Annotated in this window: 9 protein-coding genes; 3 read left to right on the top strand and 6 right to left on the bottom strand. The window is 46.5% G+C overall.

Annotation, left to right across the window (positions count from 1 at the left end):
* Positions 1 to 12 precede the first annotated feature (12 nt).
* The 3 genes from MKX75_RS04640 to MKX75_RS04630 form a co-directional block, all read right to left on the bottom strand.
* Positions 13 to 1,701, bottom strand: coding sequence for a VWA domain-containing protein (locus MKX75_RS04640; RefSeq protein ID WP_339168601.1), 1,689 nt, complete (start codon positions 1,699 to 1,701; stop codon positions 13 to 15).
* 12 nt (positions 1,702 to 1,713) lie between these two features.
* Complete coding sequence (locus tag MKX75_RS04635; protein ID WP_339168600.1) at positions 1,714 to 2,445, bottom strand: hypothetical protein; 732 nt, start codon at positions 2,443 to 2,445, stop codon at positions 1,714 to 1,716.
* 696 nt (positions 2,446 to 3,141) lie between these two features.
* On the bottom strand, positions 3,142 to 5,463 hold the full coding sequence (locus tag MKX75_RS04630; protein ID WP_339168598.1) for a beta-L-arabinofuranosidase domain-containing protein: 2,322 nt from the start codon (positions 5,461 to 5,463) through the stop codon (positions 3,142 to 3,144).
* 371 nt (positions 5,464 to 5,834) lie between these two features.
* Here MKX75_RS04630 and MKX75_RS04625 point away from each other — a divergent pair, with 371 nt between their 5' ends.
* Positions 5,835 to 6,599: an AraC family transcriptional regulator gene (locus MKX75_RS04625; RefSeq protein ID WP_339168597.1), complete on the top strand. Its 765-nt coding sequence runs from the start codon at positions 5,835 to 5,837 to the stop codon at positions 6,597 to 6,599.
* A 129-nt stretch (positions 6,600 to 6,728) separates the two neighbouring features.
* Positions 6,729 to 7,241: a GNAT family N-acetyltransferase gene (locus MKX75_RS04620; protein ID WP_339168595.1), complete on the top strand. Its 513-nt coding sequence runs from the start codon at positions 6,729 to 6,731 to the stop codon at positions 7,239 to 7,241.
* A 133-nt stretch (positions 7,242 to 7,374) separates the two neighbouring features.
* On the opposite strand, the gene MKX75_RS04615 is transcribed toward MKX75_RS04620, so the two are convergent.
* On the bottom strand, positions 7,375 to 8,418 hold the full coding sequence (locus MKX75_RS04615) for a 2,3-butanediol dehydrogenase (protein ID WP_339168594.1): 1,044 nt from the start codon (positions 8,416 to 8,418) through the stop codon (positions 7,375 to 7,377).
* 333 nt (positions 8,419 to 8,751) lie between these two features.
* Here MKX75_RS04615 and MKX75_RS04610 point away from each other — a divergent pair, with 333 nt between their 5' ends.
* Positions 8,752 to 9,663, top strand: coding sequence for a LysR family transcriptional regulator (locus MKX75_RS04610; protein ID WP_062837487.1), 912 nt, complete (start codon positions 8,752 to 8,754; stop codon positions 9,661 to 9,663).
* Between the two features lie 241 nt (positions 9,664 to 9,904).
* Here the strand turns inward: MKX75_RS04610 and MKX75_RS04605 are convergent, their stop codons facing one another.
* Positions 9,905 to 11,659, bottom strand: coding sequence for a HAMP domain-containing methyl-accepting chemotaxis protein (locus MKX75_RS04605; protein ID WP_339168592.1), 1,755 nt, complete (start codon positions 11,657 to 11,659; stop codon positions 9,905 to 9,907).
* A gap of 297 nt (positions 11,660 to 11,956) precedes the next feature.
* Complete coding sequence (locus tag MKX75_RS04600; RefSeq protein WP_153028307.1) at positions 11,957 to 13,309, bottom strand: amino acid permease; 1,353 nt, start codon at positions 13,307 to 13,309, stop codon at positions 11,957 to 11,959.
* Positions 13,310 to 13,470: the final 161 nt, after the last annotated feature.

Raw genomic sequence — 13,470 nt, 5'->3', positions numbered from 1 at the left:
TCCCCCTTTAGATTACATCTGTACGTTAAACAGGTTACCGATTTTGTACACGACATCGTCGGTATCGGCATTGATGCTTGCAGCCTCGTTAATGCTGGAGATGCTCTCCAAAGCTTTGATGTCCGCGTTGTACCCAATCGTATAGATTGGCACTTTGTACGTTTCGACCAGATCACGAATATCCTTCAGGGTATGACCTTCGTTGGTCTCGCCATCACTCAGGACAAAGATCAGCGGCTTCACGTTTGGATCAGCAGCCATATAATCTTCAAGCATCTTCATCGCCACCACGATCCCGTCAAAGGTTGCTGTACCGCCGCCAGCTTGCAGACTATCGACTGTTCCGACAAACATGGACTGCTGGTTCGTATCATACTTGGCAATCGGCAGATTCACGGTTACCCCGCTGGAGTAAGAGACCAGTCCAATACTGTTCTCGGTGCCCAGGTACTTCTGACCTTTGCGCAGGGACTCCTTCAGTCGGTTAAGTGGTTCGCCGTCCATACTTCCGGATACGTCCGTCACGAACACGGCGGCAATGGGTTTACTGCCGTTCTTCTTCTCTTTCCATACTTTCTGTGCAGACAGTAACGTGCCGCCATCCACGGTAGCCAGTTCGGATTTGTAATCCTGCAATCCATTGAAACCGAATTCTTCCGCCGATTGTTGGTACTTCGCCTGGGTTACGAATTCTGCGAACTTCTCGATGATCTCCTGTTTGTTCTGTGGCAGTTGACCGAGTGCATACAGCGGGCTGTCATGTCTCACGCCAAATGGTGTAAAGACGTAACCACTCTTCAAATCGGCGGTATTCACATACGTCTGGTATTCGAGTACAAAGGCATCCAGTCTGCCTGACTTGGCAGCTTCCCGCATCTGAATCGTTGTCGACGCCGTAAACGGTACATTCGTCTGGAATTTCTCAAATCCCTCAATAGCCTTCTCCCCAAGCGGGTTGGCGCTATCATACGTGTTTAGTGCCGTCACCAGAAAATTCAGTCCTGTGGAGCTGGCAAACGGATCGGTGTATCCCATCGCGAGTTCATTGTTCGCAATCGCTTCAGTTACGGTTTTTACATTAACGGAGCCGTACGTATTAACGAGTGCGTCATATTTGGCTTTGGAAATAACGATACCCGGAACGTTCCCGACCAGCCGCTCGGACACCATCTCGGTCTTCACCCCACTGGCCTCAACCATCTCGCCCCATAGTTCGTTGGAAGGTGTAAATGCATCCGGCATATACTTACCAGACTTGATATAATCGGTAGCCGTTCCGGAGGCGATGTTACGGATTTTGACCGATACCTGTTTGCCTCCAACGGTAATGTTTGCTTTGTTGAACTCCTCGCCCACCTCGGTTAACCAGCCGTCTACCCCACTGCCCGACTTCTCTGTGGAAGAGAAGATTTCGACGTAATCATTCGTTGTATTCTCTACAGCGATCGGAAATTTCGAGATATCGGGCAGAGATTCTGCCACGTCAACGGGATCGAGATCAATCTGTCCTTTAACCGGTTCCGCCGTCGCTGGCGCAATGTCCGCGTACAGTTTGCCCAGTTCCTTACCTGCATTCTCTGTGCTCACCTGTGTGGTCGTCTTGCCAAAGTTCGATGTTAGTGTAATCCCTGCATAGACCAGACCGAATACAAGTACCAGCATTACAATCGATATGAAAAAAAACTTACCCTTCTTGGCCATACGAGCAACCCCTCACTGTCTGTATAATTTGGTGTGCTTGATCAACTGATCAATCTCCTGCATACAAGGCATCTGTTCAATATCTCCGGCTTCAAAGCTGTCGAGACGTGAAATCTCCAGTAACAACTGATCGAGCTTGAGCAGAATTTCCTCATTGGTGTGGAGTGCATTTTTCACATAAGACAGATAATCGTTGTATACCTTGGTTTTTTCCTGAAAAAGCTTCTGGGGAATGCTTTCGGATTTGGATTTCATCATGTTGGCATAGTCGGCTTCATCGAATACATTCAACCGGTTCAACACACTGCGGATGTTCAGGTATAACAGCTTCTCCACTTCCAATGTGACCGAAGCGAATTTCTTGTAGCTCAGTTCCCCGGGATCAAATCGTTGATGAAGCACATTCAGGAGTGTTTCTTTCTTCTTTTTCATCCGGCTAAGTTGGGACAGCCCCAGCGTAATATCTTCTTCGAGCACTTTGATGCGTCTATAAAAAGATAAGGCTTCCACATAATCTTCATGTGTTTCAATATGCTTCACGGGCAGAACTACCGGCTGTCTGAACAGCAAAGTGTAACTGCCATATAAGAGTGCCATTGCACTGCCGAACAGAAGGGTAACGGATAGCGCAGTTGTAAATGCACCCTCCCCGAAATTGAGCCCGATAAAGCCGGGTGAGAATGCCAGAACATTCACAGCCACAATACCGGAGATCACCCCTAGCAATTTTATGTACTTAATCATGTTCAAACATCCGACCTCCTTTCATGTTATATATTGGTGCTTCATGTCGTAATTTTCCTAATCAACTTATTCTTATTGTACATGATGTTAACGCTCTCAGGTGGATAACATTGGATATTTGGATACTCATAATATACATGGTTTGGGCTTATCCCATTTCATATTTTCAGGGACAACGTGGAACTTGGCAGGAAATTTTGTGGTCAATCCGTAGAAGTTTGTCTTCTAGAACAGTAGATGGTGGAAAAAGAAATGTTATCAGGTAATACGTGGAAAATAGCTATGCGTGTCATTTTTTATATAAGACTTGTCTGAAAAAGAGCCATGCAAAAAGGACGAAACGGAGATCATCCGGTTTCGCCCTTTTTACGTTGGTTCATCATTTTTAATGTTCTTATAAAAAATCTTGATACCGTTTTCTATAGCTAACGAACTGAGGTGGCGCTATTTGGTATATTTCAGCTCTTCTGAAAATGTAACGAACCTGAGACACGTTATGTTCGCGAATTTGGTGTAGAAACGTTGTTTAGCGCCCATTTTGAATGAAATAGCGTCGCTGAGATTCGTTACATTTTCCACCTCATCAATATTGCCCATATAAGACGTGTGCGGTTCGTTAGAAATTAGAAAGTCGATTTCTTATCGAACCCTCTCCTCCAGTGGACAGGCCACCGCCTTTTCACACCATGCCTGTTATCACGAAAAGATGGATTCCGGTTTGCTTCTCGTGGTGCGTACCTCTACAACTTTCCCGACACATCCATTGTCGCCCTTCGCCTGGAACATTACCGTAACGCTGTCATTGCCTGATGTAACGATCTCAGGAATATCATAGGTTACATAGAACACTTCGCCGATTTTGTTCATATGAATTCGCTGCTCTCCGATGACGGCTCCATCCACGGTAATGCTGAATTGTCTGTCGTATAACGTACCTTCCCGTTCAAACGGCGAATGATCTCCGCCCCAATAGGCCACGCATAGGTAATTGGCTGCGGCTCGATCCACTGCCAGCTGATAACTGAAGTAAGCTCCACGGACGCCAAAAGCCTCTCGCCACATATGCAGCTTGTTACGGCCATCCGTGGTAGAACCATTATGATACTCCCCACGGCAATTGCTATCCAGTTGATGTCCGATCTCATCCTGCTGACCATCCGCTTGAACCCTGTCGATCGTGATATCGTTCAACTCTTTCTCCAACGCATCACCTTCGTCGTTAAACGGCCAGTAAACGGTATAAAATTCATGATGCACATCATAGAACGGAACAAGCTTCACGGCTTCTCCGGTGGAAGTGACATCCTTGCTAAGTTCAAAGGTTAACGTGTCTGCATCCACGGCTTTGATCCAATTTCGTACATCCTCTTGCTCCGTCCAAATTACAGGTACAGGTGCCGTCTTGGGATTCAGCGCTGTTTCGTCCACAATCGTATCCTCGGGTAGACCCTCGCTTCCCAGTGCACCGGCGAGTACAATCGGGCCGTACAGGAAGGCTACTTTGTGGGCATCATCACGCGATGTGTACTGGCGGAGTGTCATCGGCAGTGTGATTGTGATGACATCGCCCGCGGTCCATGTGCGGTCGATGGAAAGATAGCCGGGTTCCATCCGTGTATACGGATGTTCCGTATCCCCGTTAACTGTTGCCGTCATTGGCTGTTGCAGCCATGAGGGTACACGTAATCTTAGATGAGCCGAGGCGTTGCCTCCGGTGATCGTCAGGGTCACCTTTTCCGAATAAGGAAAGTCGGTTTCAAGCTTCAGGGATAACCCCTGTGACGCCCAATCCAATTGGGAAGCGATATACAGGTTGACGTACAGGTCCTGTTCATCCTCAAAATAGATCGCCTCGGCATATTTGCCCGGGTTCTCCATGCCTGATCCTGTGCAGCACCACCAGGCGGTGTCGTGAGTACCATAGATTTTGTAGTGGCCTTGCAGCGTTGACGCAAAATACGTCTTGTTCCCCGTATCCGGGTCCTGCGTGCCGAGGATGTGATTATAGATGGCGTTTTCATAATAGTCCATGTAGGCGCTATCGGGATTCCAGGCAAAGAGTTGTTTCGTCAGATGCATCATGTTGTGGGTACAGCAGCTCTCTCCTGTCTTGATCCCGAGACTCTCCATGCCCTTCGCTTCGTAATGCTCCGATATGCTCGTCGCACCAAATACATAGGAACGATGATGAATGGTCGTATCCCAGAAAAATTCTGCTGCTGTCCGGTAACTCTCGCGGGAGTGATCCTGGTTGTAGATCTCGGCTGCACCGATCACTTTGGGAATCTGGGTATTCGCGTGTCTGCCTTGAAGATCATCCTGTTTGTGTTCCAACGGTCTAAGAATCAATTGATGGGTAAACTTATTAGCGATTTCAAGATATAGGGCTTTGCCCGTAATTCCATACAAATGTGCAAATACTTCATTCATGCCCCCGTGTTCACTTTGAAGCATCGTCTGCATCTGTTCTTCTGTCATCGGGAGCAAGCCTTCTACCGCCCAGTCTGCAAATCGAGTAACCACCTCAAGTGCCTGTCCGTTGCCAGTCAGCTTATAGGCGTCAATCAAACCGCGATAGATTTTGTGCACACTGTACCAGGGAACCCAGTATTCACCGATGTTGAATCCACCAATATGTTCGGCGCGGAATGCGATGTGGAACGCTTCTTCAGACAAACCGCCGATATACCCGCTCCCCGTCGTCTGTTGGATTCTCGCCAGTTCGGTGACAGCATAATCCAACGTTTCTTTTAACGTAATATTCCCGGTTGCTTGATACGTCACAGCCAGAGCAGACAAGTAATGTCCGAGGGAATGCCCGCTAATAGTGCGTGCCTCCCACCCGGTATAACGTTCCTTTTTGACAGGTAAACCATGAGCTTCGAAGCACGGAGCCAGAAATCGATCGATATCCAGCGACAACAGATAACGCTCCCCCACCTCTTGTGATGTTTGGAACACACCATTTAGCAAATCTACATGCTCCGGTCCCAGAAATCCTTTTTTCGTATCAATCATTATACTCACTCCTTCTCGGGATGTACTATATAAGTTGAACTAAAGATTATTTACACTGACACTACGATGACAGAACAACCTTCCAATCACTGTTATCCCCAGATTTTTTTGATCTCCTTTCTCAAGGGAAAATCCAGGGATAAAGGCGAACGCTTCGCTTTTTCAGGTTTTTTCTGTCCTCTCCGTCATCATGTAAATGATTAGTTCAACTTATATAGATATCGATTCATTCTTGAGGGGTAAAATCCGTTTTATTAGCTACAAGACTAATACTTATCAATCCACTTTAGAGCTTGAATATCCCCATAGTATCAAATAAAATACAATTACATCAGACTCATAATCCAAGAAAAGGTGGATAAATCCGTCCTATGCAAAAGCCACTGGAACATTACCTGTGCGGCAAGTTCATATCCGAAGGCAACTGGAGCCACATGAGACGCAGCATGCCTGTTCATGAGATCATTTTGATGCTGGAAGGTGAGATGTACATCGCGGAAGAAGAGGAACAATATGTAGTTCGTGCCAACGATCTGTTGTTTCTGCGCGCTGGTCAGACCCACTATGGCTACCAGATCAGCGACTCCCCCGTCAGCTTCTACTGGGTTCACTATGATGCCGTGCAGGCAGAATTCAGTCGCTTTAGGACACATGCCACCATTCAGGTGCCTTCCATGGCCAATCAGTTATTCAAGCAATTGCTGCATGTGTCATCCTTCTCACCAGAAGAAGCCGACGCTGCTTTGTTACTGTTGTTCAGAGAACTGGAGCGGAATATAGAGGCGGATTATCGCCCGCACAATGCGATTGTGGACCATATCTGCAAGTGGGTCGATATTCATCTGCATACAAACATCACGGTGAGTCAGATTGCAGAGAATTTTAATTTTAACAAAGACTATATCTCCAAAATGGTGAAACGTGAGAAAGGTACCGGACTCAAAACCTATATCCTCACAGAACGTATTCGCCGGGCGAAACAATTGCTGCTCAACACCAATGCCAGTGTAAAAGAAATTGCCGGACAGTGCGGCTTCACCGACTACAAGCTGTTCCTGCGCATGTTCAAGCAATACGAAGGCAATACGCCAACCGAATATCGCAATCATCTGTATTCCACACAGCTCAATCGCTAATGTGCTTTGATCTATAGAAATGACTGAGTTAACTATAGAAAATTTGAATAAATCGAATTGAATTCGTTATGGTAAAATGCAAGAAAACTCTATTTCATACTTAACCCATAAGAGAAGAGGAAATAAAAGATGACAACGGCTGCCGTTACGATTCATCCTGCCACAGAAACAGACCATCCAGAGATTGTAGATATTCTTGTTGCAAGTTACGCCGAGTATCAGGAGACATTTGAGCAAAATGAACGTTGGGAGGCCTACCTAAAAGACATTAGAGAGTCTGTGGTTAATCCGTACCTGACACAATTATGGATCGCCAAGATTGATGATCAGATTGTCGGTACAGTTCAATTATTCGAAACAGCGCACAAGGCATATCCAAACTTTGAATTGCCGATCGATTATCCGTTTATTCGTTTGTTGGGTGTCGATCCAAAATGGAGAGGCCACGGAATCGCCAGAGAATTGCTCCAGCAATGCGTAGATTCTGCCAAAGAGATGGGCAAAAATACGGTGTATTTGTATACGGGTGGTCAGATGGTCAACGCCATCCGTTTGTATGAGCGTTTTGGATTTACAGAGGATGAGGAATTTAGCTCCGTGAGTAGCGGGGGCAAGGCGATCTGCTACCGTTATGATTCCTAGTGGAGGGTAACAGCAATCCGCGAGTTGCGAGCGGAGAATGAAACGTAAAAGACCGTTCATGATGACGAACGGTCTTTTTTACGTTTATAAATGATCAATCAGCATTTGAAATGATACATTGCTATTGATTTTTTTACCCGCCAATCTCCACCAAAATCTTCGCATGGCTCTTGTCGCTCATCAACAGCTCAAGTCCTTCCTGCACGATATCGTCCAGTTTGATTTTCTTGGTGATGACCTGCTTCACATCGAGCGATCCTTCCGCAATCAATGAGATGACTTCAGGGAAAATGTGACGATATGCCAGCGTTGCTGTCAGATTCGCTTCTTTGACCAAAAGATCGAAGAAGTTCACTTGAAGCGGATTCGGAATTGCTGCGATGACAACGACTTCCCCACCTTTTTTGACAACCGCAATAGCGCTGTCCATCGTTGGCTGCACACCTGCTGCTTCATAGGCCACATCGATGCCACCCGTTTGCTGCAAAATCACTTCGGTTGCATTGACTTTGGCACTGTTCACTGGAATGGCTCCCAGCTTGGCTGCCAGGTCCAGACGTTCCTCAAATACATCGACAGCATAGATTTCGGAGGCTCCTGCTGCTTTGGCAGACAGGATGGTCAATAATCCAATTGGACCAGCTCCGTATACAGCTACCTTGTTCCCCACTTTCAGCTTGCTGTGACGAACCGCGTGGAAGGCTACTGCTGTAGGCTCTACGAGCGCACCTTCTTCGAAAGATACGTTATCCGGTATGGGATGAACCATGTATGCTTCAACAACAACATACTCTGCAAAGCCACCATCACCATTCAGTCCAACGAATCCAAATTGAGTACATTGGTTGTAACGACCCTGGATACAGTACTCACATTTTCCACAATGGTACAACGGCTCTACCACAACACGGTCACCTACACTGATACCGCTTACATTACTCCCCAATTCACTGACGGTTCCTGCAAATTCATGACCCAATGTCAACGGTGCTTTCTGTCCTGAGAGCGGATGATTCTCGCCTTCTTGAATCCCTACACCATGATGATAGGCATGCAAGTCACTGCCGCAGATCCCCGCATATTCCACTTTGATTTTGACCTGACCTGCTTGAGCAACCGGAATCTCCCGCTCTTCTACACGAACGTCTTTATGGCCGTACCATACTGCTGCTTTCATGAAGCTCATCCCCTTTATATGATTGTCTATATAAGTTGAACTAGATATGTTACACCTGATCACCCTGATTACAGTACCATCTTTCGATCACTCTTATCCCCAGATTTTCTTCATTCCCTTGATACAAGGGAAAAATCCGGTGATAAAGGCGCACGCTCTGCTTCTTCAGATTGGTTCTGCACTCTGCGTTTCTGGTGTAAAAGTTAAAGTTCTACTTATATCTTAAAGAACTATAAGGCTTGTCTATATATTATATCTCTGTTCATGTATTATTCACATTTATAGATACTAATGTTAACATTAGTTATATTAATGCTAAACGGAGATGAAATCATGAATCTGGAACAGCTCGAATATGTCGTTGAAATTGCGAAGACGCAATCATTCTCCGCCGCCTCGGAGCACCTGCATGTCACACAATCGGCGATCAGCCAATCGGTTCACCGTCTGGAGAAAGAACTTGGATTGATCCTGTTCGAACGCTCGCGGCAGGGAACTCATCCCACGCCCGAAGGCAAACAATTCATTGCCAAGGCACTGGACATTTTACAGCGGATTGATGAATTGAAATCCCTGAACGCAGAAGCCTCCTCTCTTACGGGAGAGCTTCATGTGGCTACTTTTCCAAGTGTCATGCCTTATCTTGTCCAGTCTGCTGCGGATATGAAGCATGAGCACCCCCATCTTAACATCTCCATTGAAGAGAAAGGCTCCATGGAAATTATCGAGGATATCCGCAACAACAAAACCCACCTGGGCTTTATCGCGATCTATGCCAAACAATTGCGGGAATTTGATGGACTTCACTTCAGTCCCATGTACTCGGGCAAGCTGGTCGTCGGTACGCATCACCTGTCTGAACTTGCCAAGCACAGCCGTGTTACACCGAATCAATTAAAAGAACACAAGCTGGCACTCTATCGAGACGGTTTCATCGAAGACTTCATCCAGGAATTCACCTATGATCACGGACCTCTGTCCATTCTCTTCAAAACAAATAATTCAGAAGCGATCAATATGGTATTAAGAAACGATATCGCCGCCACAATTGGTCATGACTTTTCCTTTCACCAAAATCAATTATGGAAAGAAGGTCTGGTGAAGATGGTTGAGATCGCTGGGATTGATCAACCGAAAATGCAGATTGGCTTCGTGCAGACGGAATCCAAGGAGTGCGCCGTAGCCGCAGAACGATTCGCCCGACGCTTCAGACAGGCAATTGAGCTGGATCATTTAATGGTATAAATGTGAGCATTTTTCACAAATCACCTGAGCGTCTTTCAATCAACCGTGAGCGTTATGATTCGAATTATGCAAAATGCTGACGCAAAAAAAGTGCTCCACGCTTTGAAGGAAGTTTGGGATGGACACCAACTCCTCCAGGAGTGGAACACTTTTTTTGCTTTGTTTTGTTACAATGGTTGTACAACAAATCAGACTCTTTTCTAACTACCTCTTGTGTTACTATTGCTACACTTTACTCAAGTTATACTTTCACTTTTCGCACGGCTTCGCTCATCTCGCTGGTCTGCTGCTCCAGCATGGTGGAGGTCTGCGCCACCCTGTTGAACATGGCCGACTGTTCACGCATCAAGCGATAGATTTCATCCGAATGATCTGACACCCCGGCTGAAATCTGGGAGATCGTATTGACCGAGGCTGCAGCCTCTTCCGATCCTGCCGAAATTTCCTCTGCCGCCGCAGAGACTTCCTGAATGCGACGGGTCACCAGTTGGAACGCATCAACCACATGGGCGAATGCTAGCTCCGCTTCTGCGGTAATCGTAACACCTTGCCCAATCTCCGTTGCGGTAACGCCCATCCGTGAGCCGATCTGCTGTGATTCTTGTTGAATGCGAAGCAGCAGGTTCGAGATCAGTTCCATGGATGTGCTTGAAGCCTCCGCAAGCTTCCGAACTTCGTCCGCCACAACCGCAAAACCTTTGCCGTGTTCTCCTGCATGTGCTGCCTCAATGGATGCATTAAGCGCAAGCAGCTTCGTCTGACTCGCAAAATCACGAACCGTATGCAGCGCACCACCAATTTCCTCGGAGTAGTTGTTCAGCACCTGAACCATCGCTACAACTTCACCTGAGACATTCGAGATGCTCTCCATCTGTGTTTTCATCAGTGACATGCTCTGTTTACCCGACTCCGCCGTAGCAAGCGCGCTTGTTGCCGCATCTGATACAACCATCGAGGATTCGGATATATCCGTTATGCCTTTTGCGATTTCTTCCATCGCATGCGCGCTATCGCTCGCACCCTGCTTCTGAGTATGTGCACCCTGTCTAATCTGTTCGACAGACTGATCAACCGTCTTGCTCATCTCAAGCATCTCTTCGGTACTGCGATTAAATTCCTTGGTTGATTCCGATAAAATATCTGTGGTTACGGCTACCCCTTCAACCATGTTACTTACAATTTTATTCAAATTTCCGGACATATGTATCATCGCTTGGTATGTCGTTCCAATCTCATCTTCGCTCCGCAAACGATACGACGTCAAAATTTGATTCGCTTCTGCAAGCTCACCCTGTGCCATTTTTTCCACACTCGCCTTCAGCGGTTGAAGTGGTCGCAGTCCCCTTACGATAAACCACATGACAACAGCAATGCCTATAAGTGTAATTAGTAACAATAAAGCATAGAAGGGAATACTTGATTTCATAATATCTGACTCAATGCTTCCGATCACCGATACCGCCGTATCAATACCAATCACACCTGTTACAGCCCCATTACTATCCAGCATGGGAGCGTAAGAGGAAATATAGTCACCGTACTCTTCATTGTTAATAATCGAAGAACTGGCTGTCTGCCCCTGCAACAGCTTCTGAACAGCATCTTGCGGCACATCCGTTACTTCATTAATCGGTGAGGCTTTATCTGCATCCTTCATGCCATCAACCATAATAAGTGGCGTACCTTTGTCATCTATTTTGACGAAATACACATACATTGCACCAATACTTACACGAAAGTCATCCAGTTCATCACGAATCTTCAAGAATTCGTCATTCTCCTTGGGGTCCTTGGCAAACTCGGCATAAGATGCTGTATCCAGCTGATTCACATAACTCTGAGCAATCTGGATATTGTAACTCGAAATGGCCTCCTGCGCAGCTAGCTTCATATTAGCCACCTGTAACAGCATGCTTCCAACGGCTATTATCGTAATGACCAATGTAACTACTGCAACAATGCGTACAACCAAACGTTTTCTAAAAAAACCGATCATCCGCTCCTCTTCCTCTCCCGTGAACCCAAGCCTTTTTGACTAGGCGCTACCCAAAAAACGCATGCTTGAAGCACTAAGTATGGGAAAATAGTAAACGAATATGTCGATTTAGGCAAGAAAATATTGGGTTTACATAAAAACGCTATCATGGCTGTGGTAGCTTTGATCATTGGAGCTGCATTTAGGCTTCATTTCTTAGGATTTGTTTACGTTCCTTGCAGCAAAAAATGATAGAAAAAAACACCCCGACGCGAGCGCCGAGATGTTGTGGTGTTTTACATGTTAATGTCACAAATATTAAACTGTTCGTCCATTTGTCTTCCTGAATCGAATCAGGGACCAGATAATGAGCAACGCAAGCACGGCAAGACAGATGCTAATACTGAACCGATTACCTTCATCAAACACAAACATCACCGCAATCACACTCAGACATAGTACAACGACTCCGGTTATGTAGGGGAATCCCCAGACTTTGAAGGTCGGTTGAACCGGATATCTTTTCCGCAGTTTCAACTGCGATGAGGCAATACAGATCCACACAAGGATTACGACAAATCCCGGAACTGCGAGCAATACCCGGAACAGTTGATCCTGCGCGAACAGGCCAAGCAAAGAACCTCCAAGCAGTACGACCGAGCACACCAGAAGTGTGTTAACAGGGCTGCCGTTGCGATTCGTCTGTGACAATGCCTTTGGAGCTTCCCCGCCTACTGCCATGGAGTGCATCATCCGGGATGCACCGTAGATCCCTGAATTCGCAGCAGACAGAACCGCCGTCACCAAAATAAAGTTCATAATGTGTGCCGCTCCCGGCAGTCCCGTAGAGGCGAGCACCTGCACAAACGGACTGCTCTCCGGCCCGATCTCATTCCAAGGGATGAGTCCACAGATGATGAGAATCGGCAAGGTGAAGAACAGAATAATTCTGAGCATGAAATTGCCTACGATTTTGGGCATAACCTTTTCTGCATTTTCCGTCTCGGTCAGGGTCAGACCAATCAGCTCCGATCCCCCATAGGAGAACATGACCACAAGCAGTGCCGAGAAGATCGATGACCATCCGTTCGGGAAGAACCCACCTGCTTGCGTGTAATTTTGCAGATAAGGGGTGTTATCACTTGGAATAATGCCAAAGATCAATCCTGCACCCAAGAAGATAAAAATAATGATCATGGCAATTTTGATCCCGGCTAGCCAAAACTCAAATTCCCCGAACACACCCACACTGAGCAGATTAACCAGTATAATGAACGCCGCACAAGCCAGACTCAGCATCCACAGCGGTACTTCACTGAACCAATACTGCAAAAAGCTCCCGGCGGCAATCACTTCAATGACACACACCGATAACCATAGAAAGCAGTACATCCATCCCATAACAAAGGACACTCTGCTACCGAATGCTTCCTGCACGAAGTCTTTCATATTTTTGTTCTTGTACACCGTAGCCATCTCCGCCATCGCGGCCATAACGACCAGCAGCAATAATCCGGCAAAAATGTACGTGACGATCACGCCCGGACCAGCGAGTCCAATCGTCTCTGCACTGCCTTTGAAAATTCCGGTTCCAATGACACCACCCATAGCCATAAAACTGATGTGTCTTGGTTTAAGCTTCTTCTGTAGTGTTCCTTCTGTCTGAGCCAATTCAAGTCCTCCTGATGTAAAAAACGTCTGTAATGCTGTCTTGTTTCATAGACATAATGTCCAGTATACCCTATTGTCCATCAATCAGCCCAGAAGTTCCTTATGGCCAATTCATCCCAAACGAATAGGGACACAACCTATGTTTTATACCCCACAATGGC

It is taken from the genome of Paenibacillus sp. FSL R5-0341 (assembly GCF_037975235.1).
Taxonomy (GTDB): Bacteria; Bacillota; Bacilli; order Paenibacillales; family Paenibacillaceae; genus Paenibacillus; species Paenibacillus amylolyticus_A.
The sequence above is the reverse complement of the archived record's forward strand: the minus strand, read 5'-3'. Positions and strand labels throughout refer to the sequence as shown.

What these genes read in the sequence shown, in the direction of transcription:
- MKX75_RS04640 (WP_339168601.1), bottom strand. Translation starts at nt 1,701, where the DNA reads ATGGCCAAGAAGGGTAAGTTTTTTTTCATATCGATTGTAATGCTGGTA.
- MKX75_RS04635 (WP_339168600.1), bottom strand. Translation starts at nt 2,445, where the DNA reads ATGATTAAGTACATAAAATTGCTAGGGGTGATCTCCGGTATTGTGGCT.
- MKX75_RS04630 (WP_339168598.1), bottom strand. Translation starts at nt 5,463, where the DNA reads ATGATTGATACGAAAAAAGGATTTCTGGGACCGGAGCATGTAGATTTG.
- MKX75_RS04625 (WP_339168597.1), top strand. Translation starts at nt 5,835, where the DNA reads ATGCAAAAGCCACTGGAACATTACCTGTGCGGCAAGTTCATATCCGAA.
- MKX75_RS04620 (WP_339168595.1), top strand. Translation starts at nt 6,729, where the DNA reads ATGACAACGGCTGCCGTTACGATTCATCCTGCCACAGAAACAGACCAT.
- MKX75_RS04615 (WP_339168594.1), bottom strand. Translation starts at nt 8,418, where the DNA reads ATGAAAGCAGCAGTATGGTACGGCCATAAAGACGTTCGTGTAGAAGAG.
- MKX75_RS04610 (WP_062837487.1), top strand. Translation starts at nt 8,752, where the DNA reads ATGAATCTGGAACAGCTCGAATATGTCGTTGAAATTGCGAAGACGCAA.
- MKX75_RS04605 (WP_339168592.1), bottom strand. Translation starts at nt 11,659, where the DNA reads ATGATCGGTTTTTTTAGAAAACGTTTGGTTGTACGCATTGTTGCAGTA.